18 protein-coding genes are annotated in these 24,281 nt (G+C 44.7%); 6 read left to right on the top strand and 12 right to left on the bottom strand.

Annotated features, from left to right (window positions below):
• Positions 1–128: 128 nt before the first annotated feature.
• Positions 129–800, top strand: coding sequence for a type 1 glutamine amidotransferase domain-containing protein (locus AB4486_RS03520; RefSeq protein WP_102398220.1), 672 nt, complete (start codon positions 129–131; stop codon positions 798–800).
• A gap of 155 nt (positions 801–955) precedes the next feature.
• On the opposite strand, the gene AB4486_RS03515 is transcribed toward AB4486_RS03520, so the two are convergent.
• From AB4486_RS03515 to AB4486_RS03505, 3 genes are all read right to left on the bottom strand, one after another.
• Complete coding sequence (locus AB4486_RS03515; RefSeq protein ID WP_372116491.1) at positions 956–2,191, bottom strand: cysteine desulfurase-like protein; 1,236 nt, start codon at positions 2,189–2,191, stop codon at positions 956–958.
• A complete protein-coding gene (locus AB4486_RS03510) occupies positions 2,175–2,831 on the bottom strand; it encodes a 2OG-Fe dioxygenase family protein (protein ID WP_123283367.1) in 657 nt (218 codons plus the stop codon). Before AB4486_RS03510 ends, AB4486_RS03515 begins: the two co-directional genes overlap by 17 nt.
• Before the next feature lie 783 nt (positions 2,832–3,614).
• Positions 3,615–5,282 carry a GGDEF domain-containing protein gene (locus AB4486_RS03505; RefSeq protein ID WP_372116490.1) on the bottom strand — a complete coding sequence of 556 codons (1,668 nt, stop codon included), beginning with the start codon at positions 5,280–5,282 and terminating at the stop codon, positions 3,615–3,617.
• Positions 5,283–5,811: 529 nt separating this feature from the next.
• On the opposite strand from AB4486_RS03505, the gene trxB reads away from it, so the two are divergent.
• The 4 genes from trxB to azu all read left to right on the top strand — a co-directional run bounded on the left by trxB (position 5,812) and on the right by azu (position 11,158).
• Positions 5,812–6,771 carry a thioredoxin-disulfide reductase gene (trxB, locus tag AB4486_RS03500; protein ID WP_061021606.1) on the top strand — a complete coding sequence of 320 codons (960 nt, stop codon included), beginning with the start codon at positions 5,812–5,814 and terminating at the stop codon, positions 6,769–6,771.
• A 161-nt stretch (positions 6,772–6,932) separates the two neighbouring features.
• Positions 6,933–8,717, top strand: coding sequence for a heme ABC transporter permease/ATP-binding protein CydD (cydD, locus tag AB4486_RS03495; RefSeq protein ID WP_017059751.1), 1,785 nt, complete (start codon positions 6,933–6,935; stop codon positions 8,715–8,717).
• A complete protein-coding gene (cydC, locus tag AB4486_RS03490; protein WP_372116488.1) occupies positions 8,710–10,431 on the top strand; it encodes a heme ABC transporter ATP-binding protein/permease CydC in 1,722 nt (573 codons plus the stop codon). Before cydD ends, cydC begins: the two co-directional genes overlap by 8 nt.
• A gap of 274 nt (positions 10,432–10,705) precedes the next feature.
• Positions 10,706–11,158 (top strand): azurin, encoded by a 453-nt coding sequence (gene azu, locus AB4486_RS03485; protein WP_017063577.1) that lies wholly within the window; start codon positions 10,706–10,708, stop codon positions 11,156–11,158.
• A 71-nt stretch (positions 11,159–11,229) separates the two neighbouring features.
• Here the strand turns inward: azu and AB4486_RS03480 are convergent, their stop codons facing one another.
• From AB4486_RS03480 to AB4486_RS03440, 9 genes are all read right to left on the bottom strand, one after another.
• Positions 11,230–13,113 (bottom strand): methyl-accepting chemotaxis protein, encoded by a 1,884-nt coding sequence (locus AB4486_RS03480; protein WP_017070254.1) that lies wholly within the window; start codon positions 13,111–13,113, stop codon positions 11,230–11,232.
• Positions 13,114–13,436: 323 nt separating this feature from the next.
• Complete coding sequence (locus AB4486_RS03475) at positions 13,437–15,008, bottom strand: BCCT family transporter (protein ID WP_017060963.1); 1,572 nt, start codon at positions 15,006–15,008, stop codon at positions 13,437–13,439.
• A gap of 271 nt (positions 15,009–15,279) precedes the next feature.
• Positions 15,280–16,878: a BCCT family transporter gene (locus AB4486_RS03470; RefSeq protein WP_372116487.1), complete on the bottom strand. Its 1,599-nt coding sequence runs from the start codon at positions 16,876–16,878 to the stop codon at positions 15,280–15,282.
• Positions 16,879–17,027: 149 nt separating this feature from the next.
• A complete protein-coding gene (locus AB4486_RS03465) occupies positions 17,028–17,666 on the bottom strand; it encodes a response regulator transcription factor (RefSeq protein ID WP_017060961.1) in 639 nt (212 codons plus the stop codon).
• Positions 17,659–19,014, bottom strand: a complete 1,356-nt coding sequence (locus AB4486_RS03460) for a cache domain-containing protein (RefSeq protein ID WP_372055522.1) — start codon at positions 19,012–19,014, stop codon at positions 17,659–17,661. The genes AB4486_RS03465 and AB4486_RS03460 overlap by 8 nt, the downstream gene beginning before the upstream one ends.
• Before the next feature lie 104 nt (positions 19,015–19,118).
• Positions 19,119–20,402 (bottom strand): TRAP transporter large permease subunit, encoded by a 1,284-nt coding sequence (locus AB4486_RS03455; protein WP_029235146.1) that lies wholly within the window; start codon positions 20,400–20,402, stop codon positions 19,119–19,121.
• Positions 20,403–20,411: 9 nt separating this feature from the next.
• Positions 20,412–20,957: a TRAP transporter small permease subunit gene (locus tag AB4486_RS03450; protein WP_017060958.1), complete on the bottom strand. Its 546-nt coding sequence runs from the start codon at positions 20,955–20,957 to the stop codon at positions 20,412–20,414.
• A 209-nt stretch (positions 20,958–21,166) separates the two neighbouring features.
• Complete coding sequence (locus AB4486_RS03445; protein WP_017060957.1) at positions 21,167–22,261, bottom strand: TRAP transporter substrate-binding protein; 1,095 nt, start codon at positions 22,259–22,261, stop codon at positions 21,167–21,169.
• 552 nt (positions 22,262–22,813) lie between these two features.
• The gene (locus tag AB4486_RS03440) at positions 22,814–23,206 is read right to left on the bottom strand and encodes a hypothetical protein (RefSeq protein WP_017060956.1); all 393 of its coding nucleotides are present in this window, start codon (positions 23,204–23,206) and stop codon (positions 22,814–22,816) included.
• Between the two features lie 220 nt (positions 23,207–23,426).
• Between AB4486_RS03440 and AB4486_RS03435 the strand changes: the two genes are divergently transcribed.
• The gene (locus AB4486_RS03435; RefSeq protein ID WP_017060955.1) at positions 23,427–24,227 is read left to right on the top strand and encodes a DUF2982 domain-containing protein; all 801 of its coding nucleotides are present in this window, start codon (positions 23,427–23,429) and stop codon (positions 24,225–24,227) included.
• Positions 24,228–24,281 lie beyond the last annotated feature (54 nt).

Below are 24,281 nucleotides of genomic sequence, written 5' to 3'. Positions count from 1 at the left end.
TATTAGATACAACAAGGCGGCGATAGCTAAGTAACAACGCGATACCTAGCGCCTAACGAAAAGCTTCAGTGCTTAACGAAAAGCGTCAGCACCTAAATAAAAAAAACAGCAGCTCAAAGGGACGAATCATGAAAAAAATACTAATACCTGTAACTAACCACGCAACACTAGGCGATACAGATCAAGCGAATGGTACTTATGCGCCTGAACTGACTCATGCTCTCAAAGAGATCATTGCTGCGGGTTTTGAGTACGACATCGCTTCTATCAAGGGTGGTAAAGGCCCATTGTACGGAACCGATATTGAAGGGGATTCAGTAAACGCTGAGATCTTGGCTGATGATGACTTCCAAAACCGCATCAACAATACGATTCCTGTAAACCAAATTAATGCAGAAAGCTACGATGCTATCTTCTACCCAGGTGGTTTCGGTTTGCTTTCAGACCTAGCAACCAACGAGCAATTCGCTGCTATTGCGGCTAAGCATTACGAAGATGGTGGTGTGATTGCGTCAGTATGTCACGGCCCTGCGGCGCTGCTTCCGATTGTTTTAAGCAACGGCGAGAAGCTACTAAGCTCTAAATCGGTGACTGGCTTTACACGTGAAGAAGAGATCGACTTTGGCACCATCAACGACATTCCGTTCCTACTGGAAGAGTCTCTTGCTCGCAGCGCAGCGCGTTTCAACAAGGTTCAACCTTGGCAAGAGCTTGTGATTGTTGATGAGCGAGTAATTACAGGCCAGAACCCAACTAGCGCACACGCAGTGGGTGTAGCAATTGTTGAGCAGCTTTCTTAGTCGAATCGCTGTATTGATTAGGTCACAGGCGATAACTAAATAAGCGCGCTGAAACGAAAAAGAGCATATTTCCTACTCACTATTCATGAGAGAAGTATGCTCTTTTCTAATTCTGTCGCTATTAAGTGCTCGTGACTTCTTGCTAATTACTTCTACTAATGGCTTCGCAAGATCCCTTCAAGCACATTGAACAGCAAGTCGATCTCTTCAATCGAGTTGTAATGCATACAACCAATACGCACCACGCCCTGCTCTTCGATACCCAGCTGCTTCACCAAACCTAGCGCGTAGAAGTGTCCATTCCACACACAGATATTATGCTCGCCCAGCTTCTTAGCGATAAACTCTGGAGAGTGATTATCAAAGGTGATGGCAAATGTTGGCGTTCTTAGATTCGAGTCAAACTCTGTTTTCCCGTAAAGCTTTGCCCCTTCGAGATCAGACAAGCGTTTAAGGAAGTACTCACTCAGTTGGCTCTCATGCTTATTATAAAGCGCGTAGCTTTGCTCTAAACGAGAACGCAATGAGTCGGTTGGCTCACCAAACTGCGCCAAGTAATCTACTGCTGCAATCACACCGGCAAGGCCTTCAAAGCTTTGCGTACCTGTTTCAAAACGGCCTGGGCCGATATTGGTTGCAGGCTCTACCTTGTAAGGCTTTAACGTGTGTAGCCATTGAGGTGCAACATAAGCAATGCCCACATGCGGGCCGAAGAACTTATAAGCTGAACACGCTAAGAAATCACAATTCAGTTGCTGAACATCGATCAAGTGATGCGGTGCGTAATGTACGGCATCGACATAAACCTGCGCGCCATGCTGATGTGTAAGCTCGATAACTTTCGCCATATCAACAATCGAGCCCGTCGTGTTCGAAGCAAACGTCACCGCGACAAGTTTGGTTTTCTCATTCAGCAGTGACTCAAAATGTGCCATATCCAAACTGCAATCCGACTCGTCTACACGAACTTGACGAACAATCGCCCCTTTGTCGTCTGCCGCTTGCTGCCAGCTCGATACATTCGAATAATGATCTAATGCGGTGACGATAACTTCATCGCCCTCTTGCCAGTCGCGGCTGATCGCTCGGCTAAGTTGGAAGGTCAGCGATGTCATATTCGCACCGAACACAACGTTGCCAGAAGATTCAGTATTGAGTAGCGCTTGTGCTGCTTCTCTCGCTTGCTGCATTAAGCTTGTCGTCTTTTGGCTAGAAAAGTAATGACCGCCTAGGTTTGAATTAAAGTGCCCGAGGTATTCCGTCATGGACGCCAAAACATTTTCAGGCACCTGAGAGCCACCCGGCCCATCAAAGAAAGTGACCGGCTTGCCATTATGATATTGGCCTAACGCGCTAAACTGTTGGCGCACATCATTAAGAGTGAAGGACATTGCGCGCATCCTTAGCCGTTAGAACAAACACATCCATGTAGCCCATCTCATCGTGGTCTATGGTACGAATCGGCTGTGCGTTGTGCCAAAGCTTACTGTCGGCAAGCATTGCCACTTCACCATCGCCTAACACTTTTCTGAAGAACGGTGCTTCGTGGCTATCTTGGTACAGCATGATTTCGCCGCCCACAATGTTGTGGCGGTTAACACCAATTAAAGCGATGTGGTCGAAGCCGTCTTGGTGAACACCTTCTGGCGCAACCTGAGTCTCTTCAAAAATGGCAGCAATACGGATTTGGTGGATTTCGATTTCTTGTCCGTCTTCAAGCCCATTGGTTTCAATGAACAACTCACACATCTCTTGCATGCCTTCGCTGCTTAAGATTGGTGCTTCAATTGGTTCGAATTGGCGAACAACGTCACCTTGAAAGTGATTAATGTCTTCAGACTGAACAAAGTTATGTTTGTCTAGCTCTACGACTTGTCCATTACTGAATTGAACCACCGAGTATCTTCTTAATCGAAACTGGCCATCCGCATGCTCTGTGCTTGGTAACTTAGAGAATGAAGGTGACAACTCCTCAACCGCGTGGTTACTGAGGTGGGTAATATGTAGGGTATTTTCGTGAGCATGTAACATCATCGACTCCTTAATGATTGTTAATTTACTTTCGACATTTAACGTTTTGTTTACATAAAGGATACTTGAAGATCTTGTCAAATCAACATTAAACAATCATTTATCCCGTCAGATTTAATAATTCAGACACTAAATCCAACTTGAAAATCAAAAGCAGTGTATAACACCAGAATAAAAGATGACCAACTCTTAAAACTAGCACACTCCACTAGCTAGTTGTAAATCCCTGAAAATTTAAATTTAACGATATTATTAACTGGCAAACCATGTTTCATATTGTGTCAGCCCTTTTGCTTCAATACGCCAGCCTCCTTGCATGAGCTCAGGCATCACTCTCGCCATCATTCATTTCTATGCTTTTGCACAGCAAAATACGACCTACCTATCAGTTGCCAAGCTATTGATTATTTACACAACAAACTGAAATTGGTTAATTTATGACTAAGCCAGAAACCAAACGCCTTTGCTTGCGCGTCTGGAACAGGTCGAGTTCGGGGGGAACTCGACCGCCCTCAAATAGAGTGCTTTCTAATAAAACCTACAATTATAAATGATGCGTTTATTTGGAATATGATGGTCTGCCTTTATGTCCTAACTTAGAATTCGTTAAAAATAGGCGACTATAAAGATTGGGAATGTTCTACACAAAACAGATGAGAGGGTAAGCAAGCTTGAAAGGTTGGTTGCTAAAAGAGCCACCTTTGGTGACATTTACACCAAAAGTCAAAACGAAAATAAGTTAACTAGACTTAAAACGATTCACTTAGAAAATAGGGAATTTAGCTAACACTCAATTTCACTGGACTGATTTTTAAAACCGTTCTTCGAGCGCTTCTGCTGGTACATTCGCTGGTCAGCTAAGCTCAAACACTCAGAAAAATTGACACATTCAAAACTAGATGCGCTTCCAAAACTGAGGCCAGACTTAGGCCAATCAGCACTGCGAATTTGCTCTTCCACCTGAGTCACTCTAAGCTCAATCTGAGAATAGAGAGCCTCAACTTGTTTCTCTTTATCCACTTTCAACAACCAGATAAATTCGTCGCCACCAGCTCGATAAACCATTCCAAGGTCTGTAAATTTTTCTCGCATCATGCGGCTGGTGTATTCTAAAAAGCGATCCCCTTCATCATGACCATAAGTATCATTAATCGATTTAAGGCCATCACAATCGATGAAGACGATACAATAGGAATGATGTACTAATTGTTTACTCGCATCATTAAAATCCAGCCGGTTTCCAAGCCCCGTTAAACTATCCACCCTCGACTGGATATAGGTTTTCTGATGTTGATGTTGTTGAATCCGCAACCATTCAATCAGTGACAATAAAATGCAGGTACAATCTATTGCTAATGCAACAACAACGATGACTTCTGTCGATCTCTGAGTCGGCAATGGTGCAAAATGCGCAAAAATGTAATATACCAAAGCCGTGCCATAACAAAGACCACCGATCAAATAATATTTAGCGACAAAGTTTCGTTGATAAACCATCAATACGCCAGTCACTATCATTGTCGGCACCCAGATTGCCGCAATTAAATGGGACATAACAAAAGTCAACGAAAACGGGGCAAAGACATTAATAAACCCGATAATGACACACAGCCAACTAAAGGCCTGAAAGGTAAGATTAATACGAATAAAATGCTGCGGAAATCCAAACAATAATCTTGTGTAATAGCAAGAAAAAGCAACCGCAAACGGAAACAATACCATTCCAAAATAAACTGGGTTCCAGCTTTGGCTTGATAATAAGTACCCCCAAGCGCCTGAAGCGGCGAACCATCCCAGGCCATGTAGCCCAACATAACCAGCACAAGCCAGTGTGACTGGATGTTTAGTTTGAAAGTAACAAAAAAGAGCGAAAACTCCCAACGTTAGCATGACAGTAATAGAAGCTAATGTGAGCGTATTGTTGCGGAAAACGTGAATATAAAATGGATATTCAGGTTGAAGAGTGAAGTTAACTGCCTTTGGAAATTTCTTTGCTTCCAAGTAGAGCCAAAGTGTTCCAGATTCCTCCGCATTCAATATTAACGGGAAGCTTTGCCTATGCAGATGCAAGATACTCTTGTTACTTAATTGGCCAAAATCAAGTATTCGCCTTACTTGACCATTTGTTGATTGCCAGTACCCCCAACCTTGATCCAAATAGTTTGCACGGAGTGTAACTATTTGTTGTGACGACTTGATATCGGAGTTGGCCAAATCAACTCTCAACCCAAACGCCCCTTCACCACCAAATATCGTTTCAATCCTTGGAGAGGATTCAATGTGTTTTTTTAATATGGGAAAATCGACTGGATCAGATAACAAAGGCATTTCATACCATCTTACAGCTTCATTAGCTAACACAGATTGTTCCCCGCTGACCTGCAGCGGAGAAGCAAAAACCGAATTCAGGCACACAATAAACACATTGATAAAAAGGATTAGAATCTGCATAGAGTTCAAATGATTCCGCGCAATATATAAATATCAATAATAACACATACAAAAAAATAACAACCGAGAAACACTCAACAGTTCAAGTATTAACCAACATTACACCTGTTTGTAATCATGCCGTTCATACTAAAAGTGCGTCTTGTGGTCGCTTATCTGCACGCTAATTTTGATGAATTCTTGCAGCGTCTTTTAACGCAAACTTTTTAAAATAAAACATAGGATTCAGGTTCTCTTGTTTTTCTACTCATCAATGTATACGAAAAAAAGTAAATACTGCTATAGAAACACCATGATCAAGAAGGCCCTAAAAGTGAGCAATATGCATAGCTGTTTGCAAGAGCACTTTCCTTGACTTATCGCTATTGATCTAAGACACAGGATTACAAGACCATCATTTAGTTCGGTTATGTTCTAACGTATAACGATTAATTACACTTCAACCCTTGTTTAACCTTTTATTGCCTCCATATTTTCCATACAATCCTAAGCGATTATAAATAAAAACAATTTCAATTTCGGAGTCCTCATGAGCGACGTAAAGCACTGTAATTTATTGATTCTTGGTTCTGGCCCTGCTGGCTATACAGCTGCAGTTTACGCTGCTCGTGCAAACCTAAACCCTGTACTTGTGACAGGTATGCAGCAAGGTGGTCAGCTTACAACCACGACAGAAGTGGAAAATTGGCCTGGTGATCCTGAAGGTTTAACGGGTCCAGCTCTAATGGATCGCATGAAAGAGCACGCAGAGCGCTTTGAAACAGAGATCCTGTTCGACCACATTAACGAAGTCGATCTATCAAACCGCCCTTTCCGTCTTAAAGGCGATTCTGGCGAGTACACGTGTGATGCATTGATCATCTCAACGGGTGCATCAGCTAAGTACCTAGGTTTAGAGTCTGAAGAAGCATTCAAAGGCCGTGGCGTTTCTGCTTGTGCAACATGTGATGGTTTCTTCTACCGCAACCAGAAAGTGGCGGTTGTTGGTGGTGGTAACACGGCTGTTGAAGAAGCACTTTACCTGTCTAACATCGCGTCTGAAGTTCACCTTGTTCACCGCCGTGACACGTTCCGCGCTGAAAAAATTCTAGTGAAGCGTTTAATGGACAAAGTAGAGAACGGCAACATTGTCCTTCACACTGACCGCACGCTAGACGAAGTTCTGGGCGACGACATGGGTGTGACTGGCGTTCGAATTAAAGATACTCAGTCTGATAAGACAGAAGACATCGAAGTAATGGGCGCATTCATTGCTATCGGTCACCAACCAAACACTGAAATCTTCAAAGGCCAAGTTGATATGAAAGATGACTACATCATCGTTCAGTCTGGTCTTGAAGGTAACGCAACACAAACTAGCATCCCAGGCGTGTTCGCTGCAGGTGATGTAATGGACCACAACTACCGCCAAGCAATCACTTCTGCTGGTACAGGTTGTATGGCTGCACTGGATGCTGAACGCTTCCTAGATGGCCTTAACGATAAGTAAATCTGAGATTGCAGATTTGATTATCGGTGCTCTCGCCTCAGTAGATGCAGGGCGTCATCACATTTTGTTGTAAATCCCTAGAGCCCAGTGGTATATCCACTGGGCTTTCTTTTGTATACTAGCCGCCCTCAACAAATAATAATTATCATTAAGCCTTCATAATGGATAAGAAAAAACAACGCAGCTTGAACAAGTGGCTTAAGCAACAGAGTAAGTTAGCGAAACGCTGGCTTATGATTGCGATTAGCCTTGGCGTACTTTCAAGCGTGTTCTTAATTGCTCAAGCAGCTCTTCTCGCCTCTATTCTTCACCAGCTGATCATCGAAAATGTCGATAAATCTGAACTGGTTGGTCATTTCGCAGGCTTGGCATTATCGGTCGTTGGCCGTGCTGGCTGTACATGGGGACGTGAGATCGCAGGTTATCGCTGTGGTGAACAGATCCGTGTCTACATCAGGCAACTGATCCTTGATAAGTTACGTGAGTTGGGCCCTGCTTATATCAAAGGCAAACCTGCGGGTACGTGGGCAACCCTGTTGCTAGAACAAGTCGAAGACATGCAAGACTTCTTCTCTCGTTACTTACCTCAGATGTCTTTGTCGGTAATGATTCCATTCATTATTTTGGTTGTGGTGTTCCCAGTAAACTGGGCAGCAGGACTGATCTTCTTGATTACTGCTCCACTGGTACCAATGTTCATGGCACTTGTGGGTATGAAAGCAGCCGATGCAAACCGTAAAAACTTCAAAGCACTGCAACGTCTTTCTGGTCACTTTTACGACCGTTTGCAGTCAATGACAACCATCCGTCTATTTGACCGCACAAACGCTGAAACAGAAGTATTGAAAGGTGCATCTGAGGTGTTCAGAACGCGCACCATGGATGTATTGAAGATCGCTTTCTTGTCGTCTGCAGTACTTGAGTTCTTCACGTCTATCTCGATTGCGATGACGGCGGTTTACTTTGGTTTCACTTACATCGGCGAGCTTAACTTCGGCCACTACGGCGTTGGCATTACGCTATTCGCAGGTTTGTTTATCCTTATCTTGGCGCCAGAGTTTTACCAACCTCTGCGTGATTTAGGTACTTTCTACCATGCGAAACAACAAGCGGTTGGCGCAGCGGAAAGTATTGTCGAGTTCCTAGAAACAGACATCACTAAAGTTAAATCAGGCGACACTCAGTTAGACCCGGCTCAAGGCATCAATATTGAAGCTCAAGATCTGAAAGTATTGAGCCCTGAAGGTGTTCAACTGGTTGGTCCTATCTCGTTCGCGCTTAACACTCGCCAATCGACTGCGTTAGTTGGCCCAAGTGGTGCAGGTAAAACAAGTTTGATCAACGCTATTCTTGGTTTCATGCCTTATGAAGGAAGCTTGAAAATCAATGGCATTGAACTGCGTGACCTAGACTTGGCCTCTTGGCGTAAAACCATTAGCTGGGTTGGTCAAAACCCGTTACTACTGCACGGCACAATTCGTGACAACGTCACTCTAGGTAAGCACGATATCACTGACCAAGTTGTCGAGAATGCACTTGAGCAGTCTTTTGCTAACGAATTCGTAAATGAGCACGGCTTGGATTACATGATTTCTGATCGTTCTGGCGGCTTATCTGTTGGTCAATCTCAGCGTTTGGCTCTGGCTCGCGCAATGATTCAAGACGGTCAGTTCTGGTTGCTCGATGAACCCACTGCCAGCCTAGATACTCGTAGCGAACAGTTGGTAATGAAAGGCATCAATAGCAACATCGAAAGCCGCACTGCCCTACTTGTGACGCACCAACTCGCTCCGCTTCAATCGGTCGATAACATTCTGGTTATGCGCGATGGTGGTCTTGTTGAACAAGGTCATTACTCTCAGCTTTCGACTGCGGGTGGTTTATTCGAAGAGATGCTTAACGCGAACTTAGCTCAACAAGACAATAAGGGTAATTTAGATGCGTGATTTACTGCCTTACCTGAAACTCTATAAAAAGCATTGGTTTGGCCTATCGCTAGGCATGCTACTGGCTTTTGCTACTCTGTCGGCTTCTATTGGCTTGTTAACGCTATCAGGCTGGTTCATTTCAGCTTCTGCGGTTGCAGGCCTTACGATTGCACGTGAAACCTTCAACTACATGCTGCCGGGTGGTGGTGTACGTGGTTTGGCAATGAGCCGCACTGCGGGTCGTTGGGGTGAACGTGTTGTCAGCCACAATGCAACATTCAAACTGTTAACTGATTTACGTATCTTCTTCTTCAAGAAGCTGGCTCCGCTGATCCCAGGTCGTATCTCAAACCTTCGTGATGCTGACCTACTGAACCGTTTGGTTGCCGATGTCGACGCCATGGATCACGTGTACTTGCGCTTAGTAAGCCCTGTGACGGTGGGTGTGTTCGGGATTTTCTTCCTGACTCTGTTCTTGATGTGGTTCGATAGCTCACTAGGTTTAATCCTAGGTTCTATCCTTCTTATCATGCTGTTGGTTTGGCCAATCTTGTTCTACAAGCTTGGTAAACGTAATGGTGGTGAGCTAACACAGAACAAAGCGGATCTTCGTGTAACGACGCTTGATTGGATTGAAGGCTACAGCGAGCTAACTCTGTTCGGTGCTGAGGAGCGTTACCGTAATGCGATTCTAGAAACGCAACGCAAGCTGATGGCGAATCAGTTTGTGAACGCTAACCTAACCGGTATGGCTTCAGCAGCGCTAATGCTGTTCAACGGTTTGACGCTGGTTCTTATGCTTTGGCTTGCGGCTGACGGCGTGGGTGGTAATGCACCAGACCCGTTCATCGCGCTAATGGCATTCGCAACCATGGCAAGCTTCGAGCTATTAATGCCAATTGCAGGTGCGTTCCAGCATTTAGGTCAAACTCTGTCTTCAGCACGTCGCTTGAACGAAGTTATTTTGTCGGAGCCTGAAGTTCAGTTCGCTGAAGAGAAACTCGACATCAACAAGCCGCTTGATATTACGTTCTCAAACGTGACGTTCAACTACCCTGATTCTGAGCGCAGTGTTCTGAACGCTGTTGACCTAACGATTCTGGCAACGAACAAAGTAGCGATTGTGGGTCAAACAGGTTCTGGTAAATCGACTCTGATTCAGCTTCTGACTCGCTACTGGGATCCTAAGAAGGGTTACATCTCAATTGCGGGCATTGAACTGACTCAGTGGAATGAATCACAGCTTCGTGAATCAATCAGTGTGGTAAGCCAACGTGTCGACATTCTAAATGGTACTTTGCGTGACAACTTGTTGATTGCAAGACCAGAAGCAACCGATGATCACTTAGCGAATATCTTAAAAGACGTTGGCCTAGAAAAGCTGCTTGAGAATAACGCGCTTGATAGCTGGTTGGGTGACGGTGGTCGTCAACTGTCTGGTGGTGAGAAGCGCCGTATTGGTATTGCACGTGCAATCCTTCATGATGCCCCTATCCTGCTTCTTGATGAGCCAACAGAAGGCTTAGATAAGCAAACAGAGCAAAGCATCATGACGCTGTTCGAGAAGCACTTCGAAGGCAAGACGGTTATTTTCATTACACACCGTTTGATTGGTCTGGAATCGATGGATTCTATCGTTCTGATTGAACAAGGCGAGATTGTTGAAAACGGCTCTCACGAGAAGCTGTTAAACGAAGAAGGACGTTATTTCCAACTTCGTCAGGCAATCTAGCTTCCCCTTAAGCTATAAAGAAAACTATTCAAGGCCCGAGTTTATGCTCGGGCTTTTTGTTGTCTGCGATTCTAGTCTCGAGCAACCATTCCCCCCTAAACGGTTGTTCATGCGCTGATTAGTTTTGCCCTTTCCTACAAAAACTTACCATTTACAAAGCAACGAGTTGCACACAATTCAAGTCGTAGCACATTACTATGATCATCTTTCTAGGATAATACGTATCAATCAACCTCATGGAATAACCTCCCCCTAAAATAATGGAGAACAGTGTATGTCTTTACGATTAATCGCAACAACGATAGCGCTTGTAGGTGCTAGCTTTACCGCTCAAGCGAGCTCGGAATGTGAAGTATCGATTGATGCTAGTGATCAAATGAAATTTTCAACTGACACATTAAGCGTTCCAGCGAGCTGTAAAGAAGTGAAGCTGACGCTAAACCATACTGGTTCTATGCCAGCCCAATCAATGGGTCACAACGTCGTTATAACAGACACTGCGTCGCTACAAGCAGTAGGCATCGATGGTATGTCGGCAGGTATCGACAATAACTACGTAAAACCTGACGACAGCCGCGTTTACGCCTTCACTCGTGTTATCGGTGGTGGCGAGTCAACCTCAATCACTTTCAGCACAGAGAAAATGACAGCCGGTGGCGACTACTCTTTCCTATGTTCATTCCCGGGCCACTGGGCAATTATGAAGGGCAAGTTTGAGTTTAAATAACTCGTTAGTCTAGATGGTACAGATACATCAAAGCCCCAACCTAAGTCGGGGCTTTGTTATATTGGCTTCGATTACAGCTTGAAGCGGCTGATTTCGCTTTCTAGCTCGTGAGACAGTTCAGAAAGCTGCGCAGCTTGCTCTGCAGCTTGGTGTGCTTCGTCTGCTAGCTCGTTAGATACGTCACGGATTCCTTCAGTGTTACGAGTAATCTCAGACGTTACTGACGCTTGCTCTTCTGCAGCAGAAGCAATCTGTGTTGCCATGTCGCTGATGCGTTCAACAGCAGCATGGATTTGCGTTAGGCTTGCAGCCGCTGAGTTCGCGTCATCAACACTGGTTTCAGCAAGAGTACGGCTATCGTTCATGATGTTAACCGCTTTGCCTGTTGTACCTTGCAGCAACTCAATCGTTTGTTGAATTTCTTGCGTTGAACCGTGTGTACGTTGGCTCAGAACTCGAACTTCATCCGCTACTACTGCGAAACCACGACCTTGCTCACCGGCACGTGCTGCTTCAATAGCGGCGTTAAGTGCAAGTAGGTTTGTTTGTTCTGCAATACCTTGAATGTTAGACAAGATAGCGTTGATGCTGTTGCCGTGCTCTTCAAGTTCTAGAATCACGTTGGTTGCGATTTGAACTTCTTGAGCCAGGTTTTGGATAGAGCTTTGAGTCTGTGTCACTTGACCAGTACCGTGCTCACACGCGCCAACCGCTTCAGATGAGTTCTGTGCAGTATGGTCTGCGTTACCTGCGATCTCTTGTGTTGCTGCAGCCATTTCGTTAACGGCTGTTGCTACCATGTTGATCTCGTCTTGTTGCATTTGGATACGAGCACTACGTTCTTCAGCTTGAGAAGCCGTTTGACGCGCTTGGTTGCCCAGCGCAGCAGATACTTCGCTTAGCTTGATCACCATGGTGTGCATGTTGCCCACAAAACGGTTGAAGTTTGCTGCAAGCTGACCAATTTCGTCGTCGCTCTTAGGCTCAAGGCGTTGAGTAAGATCGCCCTCACCTGAAGCAATTTCTTCAAGTGCTGCTGAAACGCGGTTTAGGTCGCGGAATAGGAAGCTTACTAACCAAGACACGAGTACGATTACGATGAGCGTAATAACGACAGCAGTGATGATCAGCTGAGTAAGTAGCGTTGAGTGGTTCGCTTCTTCTGTTGCTTTGTCCATCTGAACCGCGAAGATCCAGTTAGTGTTAGGCACCTTCGTGAAGTAAAGCAGCTTGTCTGCGCCGCGCTCTTTGATGATCTCGATGCTACCCGTACGCACTGCGTTTTCGATGATAGGCATAGAGATATCGTTTGAAAGCTGGCTTACCGGCTTCAAGCTTAGTGCTGAATCTGGGTGTGCTAGGAATGTGCCGTCAGAGGCATCAATTAGCATTGCGTAAGCGTTGTCACCAACATCAAGGCTGATTACATCGTTAACCAACTGGTCGATCAGTACGTCTGCACCAACAACACCAACAAGTTGGCCGTTGTGGCGAACAGGTTCTGCGATCGTTACTAGAAGTGCTTTGGTGATTGCATCTTGGTAAGCCGTAGTAATGATTTGCTTACCTGCAGCGTTTGCTTCTTGGTACCAAGGACGTTGACGAGGATCGTAATCTGCACGATTACGTTCAGGATGTGAACGGTACATTCCACCTTCTGGAGTACCTAAAAAGATATCGTCAAAGCCACCCGCTACACGAGCTTGTCTAAGGAAAGGAACAACATCATCCTCTCGTGAAAAGTCATTAAATGCTGATGCGATATCAGTACGGATATCAATCCAGTTTTTAATACCTTCAGATGCTGCTTCAGATACGCTTTCAGCTCGTAGGTATACGCCATTACGAGTCTGTTCAAATAATTGGTTTGCTGATAACCAAGTCAACGCTGTAGCCATAACGACAACAGCAGATAGGCTAGCACCTATCAACTTCTGCTTTAGTGTTAGTTTCATGTCAAAGTTTCACGAGTGGTGGGAAATCCCGCGCATACTACCCAATATCAGTATTAAATTCGAGCAATTTTATAATTTAATATCGGAATATAATTTTAAGCAAACCATAAGCTTACCTAATGTCAATTCCTTGGCTTGTCGCCAAATTTAAGGCGGCATTATCTCTACGGTTATTAGTATTTTTATCGCACTTCACATGTTAAAAAGAGACAAGAAAACACGGTAAAGAAGAAACAAAAAAGGCAGAAGAGTTTCCTCTTCTGCCTTCATATTGTTTACCGTTCTACTGCGTATAAATTGCAGTAGATTTCAGCTTAAAAAGCCTAGCGTTTTTCTGTACGCATACCCATTAGCAAGCTCACACACATCAGTAATAGAATGATGGTAAATGGTAATGCCGTCGAGATTGCACCCGCTTGTAGAGCTTGTACTGCTTCAGTACCACCAACCCACAATAGAGCCACAGCAATCGCACCTTCAAGGAACGCCCAGAACACACGTTGAGGCACAGGCGTATCAACTTTACCACCCGCGGTGATGCTGTCGATTACTAGAGAGCCTGAGTCAGACGATGTAATGAAGAATACTAGAACCAATACAACCGCAATGATTGAAAGCAGAGTCCCGAACGGCAGTGCATCAAACATTTGGAACATTGCTAGTGATACATCTGTTAGGCCGTCTTGACCAAGAATACCAACGTTATTCACGATTTGGTCAATCGCCATGCCACCGAATACTGACATCCAAATGATAGTCACTGTAGTCGGTACAATCAGTACTGCTGTGATGAACTCACGAACGGTACGACCTTTAGAAACACGTGCGATAAACATACCTACGAATGGAGACCATGAGATCCACCAAGCCCAGTAGAATACAGTCCAACCGTGCATCCACGTTTCATCTTCACGACCGTGAGGGTTACTCAACGGAATGATGTTTTCAATGTATGCCATCAATGTCGTTGGGATAGAACCTAAAGTCACCGCGTAGCCGATTAGAGCCACTAAGATAAGCAGTAGGAAAGCCACCAACATGTTGATGTTACTGATAACTTTAACGCCACCATCAATACCACGAAGTACTGATACTACCGCCAATAAAGTCACCGCTGTAATCACAATAACTTGCAGACCTAAGCCCGCTTCAATGCCGAATACATGCTGAATACCACTTGCCGCTTGTTGTGCACCAAGACCTAACGATGTCGCCAGACCAAATAGCGTTGCAAGTACAGCAAGAATATCAACAATGTGACCTGCCCAGCCCCAAGCTCTATCACCTAAAATTGGGTAAAAGATAGAACGGATAGAAAGAGGCAATCCCTTGTTGTAAGAGAAAAACGCAAGTGACAGTGCTACTACGCCATAAATCGCCCAAGGGTGTAGACCCCAGTGATACATGGTTGCGCCCAATGCCAGTTTTGCAGCTTCTGGTGTGTTTGGTTCAACACCTAACGGAGTTTCAAACCAACCCGTGAAGTAAGCCGCTGGCTCTGCCACACTCCAGAACATCAAGCCGATACCCATACCTGCGGCAAACAGCATCGATAGCCAAGAGAAGAATGAGTAATCTGCCGTCGCATCAACACCACCAAGGCGGATTTTGCCGTACGGAGAAACAATCAAACCTAAGCAGAAAATTACGAAAATATTACCCGACCAGATGAAAAGCCAATCAAACGAATTGATAATCTGGCCTTTAACGCCATCTAGCGCAGCCTTTGCTGAAGCGGTATCTGTAATAAGAACACCGATCAGGAACAAAGCGATAAGTCCCGCACTAATACCAAATACTGGGTTATGAACATCAAAACCCCATTTTTGGACGTTATCTTGACCGACAGTGTAATCCGTACTGTCGATACTGTATTTATCTATACCTTTAGTCATCATCCCTCTCTACGGAATTCTATTAGGGTCTATTGACCTCGTATTCCTTACTTACCTGCGACTTAATTACAAACTCGAACCTACGATCCAAGTAGTACAAGCTGTTGTCACAATAATTCAAATACTTGGATCTCTGAAGTTTAGCAGGTTAACTTGTTGTTTTCAGTAAACTAGAATCGGTTCGATGGAATTTCAAACAATATTCACGTAATTACTCAATTTTATGACGAAAAAAAGGTCGACCCTGTCGACCTTTTTATCAAAAATACTTTTAACTCAAAGCATTTTGGTGCTTAACCAATTGATTTTCAGTTCGTAAACCTAGCAATAAGCTTAGGCACATAAGCAATAATATGAAGGCAAATGGTAGCGCCATCGATACCGTTCCAGCTTGCAGTGCTTGAATAGATTCCGTACCACCAACCCATAGTAGAACCGCTGCAATCGCGCCGCCCATCAACGCCCAAAATACACGTTGTGGAACCGGTGCATCCACTTTACCGCCAGAGGTAATGCTATCGATAACCAATGAGCCTGAATCAGAAGAGGTGATAAAGAACACCATAATCAAACCAATCGATACCACTGAAAGCACAGAGCTCATTGGCAGAGCATCGTAAGTATGGAAAAGAGAAAGTGTAATATCTTGCAGACCATTCACACCAATCTCGCCCACCTTGTTCGCCACTTGATCAATCGCGATGCCACCGAAAATAGCCATCCAGATGATGATTACTGTCGTTGGGATGAACAATACAGCAACGATGAATTCACGAATCGTTCGACCTTTAGAGATACGAGCGATGAACATGCCTACGAATGGTGACCAAGACATCCACCACGCCCAGTAGAATACCGTCCAACCTTGCATCCACGTTTCGTCATCACGACCGTGAGGATTGCTTAAGGGAATGAAGTTTTCAATGTAGCCCATTAGCGCGGTTGGGATTGCTTTAATACCCGCCATGCGACCAGCGATGGTAACGAAGATAAGTAAGCCCAAAGCAACCAGCATGTTCACATTACTCAGAAGCTTTACACCACCGTTGATGCCACGAACCACGGACATTGTCGCTAAGAAAGTAACCACTGCGATAACAATCAGCTGCATGCCAATACCGCCATCGGTACCAAATACATGGTTAATACCACTGGTCGCTTGTTGAGCACCTAAGCCCAATGAAGTTGCAAGGCCAAATAGCGTTGCAAGCACAGCGACGATATCAACAATATGACCAAACCAACCCCAAGTTCTATCACCCAAGATAGGGTAGAAAATAGAGCGGATTGATAGAGGTAAACCTTTATTGAAGGTGAAGAAGGCAAGCGCTAGAGCAACAACCGCGTAAATCGCCCAACCGTGCAGACCCCAGTTGTAGATGGTTGCACCAAGAGCCAACTTCGCCGCTTCAGGAGAGTAAGCTTCAACACCTAGTGGTGTTTCATACCAGCCAGTGAAATAAGCTACTGGCTCAGCAACACCCCAGAACATTAAGCCAATACCCATTCCTGCGGCGAATAACATCGACATCCAAGATAGGTTTGAGTGCTCTGCTTTGGCATCATTGCCACCAATACGTATCTTGCCATACGGGGAGACAATGAGGGCAAAACAGAAAATTACGAAGATGTTTGCTGCCCACATGAAGAAACCATCGAAGTTACCAATGACTTTCCATTTGATTCCATCAAGCGCCGCTTTTGCGGTTTCAGGGTCTGCGACTAGAAGTGCCAACAGGAAGATAATGATCGCCCCTGCACTGATTCCAAATACTGGGTTATGAACATCAAAACCCCATTTCTGAACGTTATCTTGTCCTACTGTATAATCGGTATTTTCAATACTATACCTATCTTTTACAGGCTCCATGCTTCCTCTCTAATTTGCAGCGCACAGTTTGCAACATTGCATTCGGCGCTTAAATTTCGAAAAGAAGAATATCAACCTGTCGCAAAAATACTAAAAAAACCTTCATAAAGGAGGCGTAAATTACACATTTAACGTTATTTAGCGTAAGATCAGTCCACAAGCCCGGAGCTGACCGCATATTTAGCAAGCTCTGCCGTAGAGTGAATATCGAGCTTATGCTTAATATTTTGCCTATGGGTTTCTACCGTTCGATAGCTGATATTCAGCGCCTTTGCGACCTCTTTACTGCTCTCCCCTTTTGCGACTAATTTCAGCACAGCCTCTTCACGTCTGCTCAATGGATTCTTGACAGATGGCGTGGGAGTAATCGGCTGAGTAAACAAATTCTGCGTGACTTTTTCACAGAAATAGGTCGATCCTTGATTGACCGTTTTGATTGCCTGTACCATTTTTTCAGCCGAAATCTCTTTCAACATGTAACCGACAGCACCCGACTGCATCACCTTCATGATGTATTCACGGTTGTTATGCATGGTCAGCATCAGGACCTTGGCTTCTGGGTCTTCTTCTTTAATCAGATGGGTGGCATCAATGCCATTCATGATAGGCATGCTGATATCCATCAACACCACATCAGGGCGCAGAGACTTAACGACCTCTACCGCTTCTAGTCCATTGCTGGCCGTACCTATCACGCTAATATCTGGCTCGAGTTCCAATCTCGCCATAAAGCCATCCAGTACCACTTGGTGATCATCAGCAATCACAACTCGAATAACTTCACTCATTCATTAATCCCTCTAGTGTCAGTAACACTGTAATTTCCGTTCCGAGGCCAATCTCACTCATCAATTCAAAGTCACCACCGATGAACTCCACTCGCTCTCTCATGTTACGCAGCCCGATCCCTCGTTTTTCCATCGCTTTATAGGTGTTGAAACCGACACCGTTATCTTGAATCAGTAGTTGCAACACATTACCAATTTGCTGAGCGATAACCGTTACTTTGGTCGCTTGTGCATGTTTTTCTATATTATTCAGCGACTCTTGCACGACTCGATATAGGGTCGTCGCCGCCTCTGATTTTAACTTACCAGGTTGAGTAGCAAACATGGTCTCGACTTCTATGCCCGAGTGCGCCTGAAAATCTAACAGTAATGAAGACAATGCCGCTTCTAAGCCTATGTCATCCAATGAACTTGGACGAAGTTGATGCGAGATGTGCCTCACTTCTTCGATCGCTCGCATCAGTGAATGCTGCGACTTATTCAAATGTGCTTTAAGGTCTTCATTTTGTAGCTTATTACCGAGCAGTTCCAAATGGCAACGACTCGACACTAATAATTGGTTAATACCATCATGCAACTCACGCGCTAGATGCTTCTTCTCGTCTTCTTGGAACATCACCGTCTTATGCGCCAGCTCCTTTAAGTTGTTATCAGCAATCCGATGTTCATGCATGTTAATAGCCAAGGTCAGCACGATGATGACCGCGACCGTTACGCTCAAAATCACCACAATCGAAAAGAACGTGGTTTCAATATTCTTATTTATCGCAGCCTGCATCGAAGCCACTTCTTGGTGTACGTCTTCAATATACAAGCCGGTGCCAATCATCCAGTCCCAACGCTCTAACCAAGCGGCGTAGCTCAGCTTAGACACCACCTCACCCGTCGACGGTTTTTGCCACAAATACTGGTGAAACCCGCCTCCGGTTTGCGCTTCTCTTAACAGAGCCTCTATCAGAAAATCGCCATCTTCATCTTGCAGTTGGAGTAGGTTTTGGCCTATCAATTCTGGCTGAATTGGATGAACCAAGTTGGTCCCGTGGCGATCGTATGCGAAGAAGTACCCATCAGAGCCATATCTAAGTTTAGACAATATGGTTCGAACTTTTTTTTTGGCTTGGGCTTCTTGGATATTTGGATCGTTATAGACGTGTTCTATGGCGTCGAACGCGAGATCAACCGTGTCTTTGAGGGCGTTTTCACGCGACTTGATTAGGCTGTCTCTAAAGATCTCGACTTCTTTAGCGCCTAACGTCTTAGTCTGGTGCAGCGAGATCCAACTAATACTCGCCGTTACCAGCAGCAACGGGAGCAACGTCAGCAAAATCAGCTTGGCTTTTAGAGGCATTCCTTTCCCTCACAAAAAACGGCTTACTGAACATCAATAAGCCGTTTTACTTTAGCAATTTATAGATAGCCGTCGAAACATATCATTCACATTCTTGGCTTCACTCACATTCCATAGAAAGATGGGAAAGCGAGAAGTGATCCAAGTACGAGGATTTGAATCAGAATGAACGGCATCACACCTCGGTAGATGTCCTTAGTCGTCACGCCTTTCGGTGCTACGCCTTTTAAATAGAACAAACTAAAACCAAATGGCGGCGTTAAGAAGGAAGTTTGTAGGTTCATCGCAATAAGGATAGCGAACCATGTCATGTTGATGCCCATCAGTTCAGCAACTGGCGCAATGATCGGCACGATGATGAAACAGATCTCTACGAAGTCGATGAAGAAACCCAGAATCAGAATCACCAGCATGGTAATGATCAGGAAGCCCCATTTTTCACCTGGCAGTTGTAGCATCCACTCTTCAACCAGATAGTCGCCACCAGTGTAGGTAAACGCCATTGAGAATGCCGTTGCACCCAACAAGATAGCAAATACCATCGCCGTTACTTTCACCGTCTCTTTCGACGCCTCGTACACCATCGACCAACTAAATTGACCGTAAAGCAGTGCAAGTATCATCGCACCCGCGCCACCTAATGCGGCTGACTCTGTTGGCGTAGCAACACCTGCGAAGATAGAGCCCAGTACAACAATGATTAACGCTAGAGGCGGAAGAATCGCTTTCAGTGCATTAAACACTTCCTGCTTACGGCTGATGGAGTCATCACGTTCAATAGGTTGAGCCGCTTCAGGGTGTAGCTTTGCGTATATCAAGATATAAACGATGTACGCGCCGACCAGCATCACGCCCGGCCAAATCGCCGCTTGGAACAAGTCGCCTACAGGAACACCTAGAACATCACCCAATAGAATCAATACGATGGAGGGTGGAATGATCTGCCCTAGCGTACCAGACGCACAAATAGTGCCGCAGGCTAAGCCTTTGTCGTAATTGTACTTGAGCATTACAGGTAGGGAGATAAGTCCCATAGCAACAACAGAAGCACCAACCACGCCAGTAGAAGCCGCAAGTAGTGAACCTACTAATACGGTTGAAATCGCGATACCACCACGAACGCCGCCAAACAGTCGCCCCATAGACTCAAGCAACTGCTCAGCAAGCTTGGTCTTTTGTAGAACGAGCCCCATAAAAACAAACAATGGAACGGCCATCAGAACCGTGTTTTCCATAATGGATTGAATTCGATATGGCATGAAGGCAAACATTTCAATGCCCTCAGCCCAAACACCAAAGATTAACGCGATACCACCAAAGGTAAACGCCACTGGGAAGCCAAGTAAAAGCGCAAACAAGGCGACAAAAAACATTACTATTCCAATCATGTTCAGCCTCTACTTGTTTTTTGTATGAATATTGTTTGCATGGATAAGATGCGGATTAAAAATCTTATTCAGTGAATGCAGGATCAAACCTACGCCACTGAGTGCCATCAAAAAGAATGACAGCGGGATCATAGCTTTGATGATCCAGCGATACGGCAGGCCACCGGGATCGCCTGAGGTTTCACCCAGTTCATAACTCTCTTTGGCAACATCGATACCAAACCAAGCCACCAGCAGGCAAAACGGAAGTAGAAAGATAAGCGTGCCAAGCAGGTCAATAATCGCTTGTGCTTTAAAGCTCAGTTGCTCATAGAACACGTCAACTCGAACATGGCCACCAGCCTTGATGGCATAAGGAACACCGAGTAGGAAAACGGCGGAGAAAAGGTGCCATTCCATCTCTTGGAAGGCGATAGAGACATCGTTGAAGGCATATCTCATGACAACGTCATACACGACGTTGGCGATAAGTAGAATAAACAACATACTGGAAAGCCATCCCAGTGCGTCACCGATACGATTAAACAGGCGTTCAATATAAATTAGACTTCGCATTCCCGACTCCATGGAATTTGAAAAGACATCTTGCAGTACAGCTAACCCAACTAAAAACGATTCAGTTTATAGCTAGCAATAGGCACGACGTAGAAAGGGTTCTTGGGCATTTAATTATTATGTTGAAAATGAACCCTCGGCTTATTCACTCTTAAATACTCAATAAGAAAAGCTTCGGGTTCATTTAGATTCAGTTCAACAACTGTCGATTATTTCGCTTGGCTATTTAGATAAGCTCTATGTGAAATATCCGTCCATGAACGTACTTGCTCTAGGTAGCTTGCTTGTGAAGCTTGAATCTCTTTTGCTAGCTCATCTTTCTCAGCATGTGCAGCCAGTAGGCGATCGTTCGCTTCTTTCAGAGCAGACATAACCTCTGGTGGGAAATCTTTCACTTGTACATCTGGGTATTCTGTCTTCATTGAAACCCAGTTCTTACCACTTTCGTGCGTTGCTTGTGTGTACATGTCGTAAGCCGCAGTACGCATTGCAACACGTAAGATTTCTTGTAGGTCTTCAGGCAGCTTGTTCCATGTACGCTTGTTCACTAGGAATTGAAGCTCTGAACCCGGCTCGTGCCAACCTGTGTAGTAGTAAGGCGCGATTTTGTGGAAGCCCATTCGTAAATCCAGCGATGGACCTACCCACTCTAGTGCATCAATCGTGCGACGCTCTAGAGACGTGTAAAGTTCACCTGGGGCAATGTTCGTCGGTTTAGCACCTAGCTCAGCAAGAATCTCGCCTGCAAAGCCCGGGATTCGCATTTTCAGACCTTGTAGATCTTCAACGCTGTTGATCTCTTTTTGAAACCAACCCCCCATCTGGATATCCGTGTTACCACCAGGGAAAGACATCAAGTTATGTGGAGAGTAAACCTGCTCCATTAACTCCATACCACCACCGTGATAGAACCACGCGTATTGTTCTGCTGGCGTCATACCGAAAGGCATAGAAGTGAAGTAAAGAGTGTTTGGAACTTTACCTTTCCAGTAGTAAGAGCCTGAGTGACCCATGTCGTATTGACCAGACTTAACCATGTCAAAAACGCCAAGAGGTGCTTTGTGTTTGTTTGCTGAATCGATTCTGATTTGCAGTCGACCATTCGACATCTTCTCAGCCATCGCCGCCATGTTTTTGGTTGCATCACCGAAAACTGGGAAGTTTGGTCCCCAAGTTTCCGCAAGTTTTAAACGGTAAACCTTATCAGCGGCTGTAGCACCAGTAGCGACCAAAGCTAAACAAGCCGCAGCAGTTACTGCAACGTTTTTAAAAACTCGTGTGAGGGAGTTAGAAATGAGACTCATGTTCACGTCCTTTGTTGGGTTAACACTCTTTCTATGAGCATTTTTTATGATTAAACATAAGAGTGCACCGTGATGAGGCAACAAGATATCAGGGAGAGCACGCACGACGGGCGCACACAAACTGCGTATTAGACCAAAGGGTTAAGTAGAACTACGTAGGAGATGATTGAATAGTGTCGATTTCAAAGGAGTTTGGATATTCACCAAGGCAATGCGTATTGATAAATACCTAAGTATTAATAATTAAATACTCTTAACAATTGATTGCCATTTCGTGATGAAGCTCTATTCATTGCTGTATTTTAGGGAAAAAAATCAAGGCTTTGCTCTCTTGATCTACCTAGCTAACGCCCTAATTTAGTGCTTGCTGATTCGAAGCTCTGACACGAGACAACACTAATCAGTTAAGCCGTATATCGAATTGGAATTGAGATTATAGAGCCTAGGTTTAGGCTTGGATTTGGGCTCGGACTTGGCATAATGTGCCAGATACAAAAAAGCCTCGAAAATCGAGGCTTAAAAACTTAACGAAGCGAATGTAATCCCACAGGATTAGATAGCTTTGTAGATAACCTTGTTACCTGCTAGCTGCTCTTTCGCTACTAGGTTTTCTTCAAGAAGTTTTTTCAATGCGCCTGTTGCCCATGAAGCTGCTTTCGCGTCTTCTTGACCAGCTTCTAGGCCGATACCTTTAGGGTTAATGCCTTCAGCATTGCTAACAACGATGTCTAGAACTTGTTGTTGCTTAGGAGTCAGTGCTACTGCAACTTCTTTAGTTGCTGCTACTGCTTTCTCTACCGCTGGTTTTGCTGCTACAGTTTTTTCTGCTACAACTTTCTCTGCGACAGGCTTCGCTTTTTTCGGCGTTGCCACTGCTTTAACTACAGCCGCTTTAGTGCGTTTCTGCAGTTTAGCCTGCACCTTACGCTTATGAGCAAGTCTCATTGAATATTTCTCCAGTTCACTGCTCTTTTCGCAGTGGTGAAAATTTGAAGCGCGATTTATACCAAAAAACAGGAGCTATTTGTAGAGTGAAGCGTCGAAAGTCGACGAAAAATACCGATATTGTCTACTAGCGTCTATTATTTAAACATCGACTTATCAATTCAGGGTCATATACACTGGTTATCCATCCAGACAAAAATATGAAAACTTGGTGTTACCTATGGACACTCGTCACCTTAGTAATTTCTCTTTGCCTTCATTCACTCGCTCGTACCGTATCCTCGCCATTATTTTAGGCTTCATTTGCTTGATCGTTTCGCTCTACAGTGACAATCCAAAGTTACTGATCGTGGGTGCTTTTTGCAGTATTGCGCTTCTGGGAACTGGCTACTATTTGATGCTGCGCAGCCGAGTGATGTTCACACTTACCCCGACTCATTTTCAGCAGCACTTTTACAAAGGGGGTTGGGTTTTAAAATGGAGTAACATCCAAAAAATTGGTCTTTGCACTTATGAACAAGATGGTTGGCATCAACCTCTGCCCTGGGTCGGAATTAAAGTAAAAGATTACTCGCCCTACCTCGATTCGATTTGCCCTAAAATAACTTGTGAATTATTGCTCAGCCAACGAGCACTTTTGTACTTAGGAGCCAAACAAGCAGGCAAAGAGTCCAACTTTGAGGATATGGTTCTCGACTCATCGCATTACCATGCGCGTTGTACTGAAAGTGGCTGTGTCGAACTAAGCCAATACAAAGAGTCGCAGAATACCGACAACGTGAATTTCAACGATAACCAATCACAGGACAACCTTGATTCACCGAATGAGACAAACAGTCCAAACGCGGTGATTAAAAACTATTCTGGATTGCAGGCGATGCTTGCCAACAGAATGAAATATCAAAGGGGCTTCCACGGTTATGACATTTTCATATCAACCCATGATTTGAATATGAGTGGAGAAGAGTTTGTGGGGCTGGCTCGACGCTACTTGGCTGCCGCTGAACGTCTTTCTGATTAAGGTTTACCAGTAAGTTCACACACAATAAAAAAGCTTAGCTTTCAGGACAAAAGC

The organism is Vibrio sp. 10N.222.55.C6 (assembly GCF_041473395.1).
GTDB lineage: Bacteria > Pseudomonadota > Gammaproteobacteria > Enterobacterales > Vibrionaceae > Vibrio > Vibrio crassostreae_C.
This window is presented reverse-complemented; position numbering and strand designations above follow the sequence as displayed.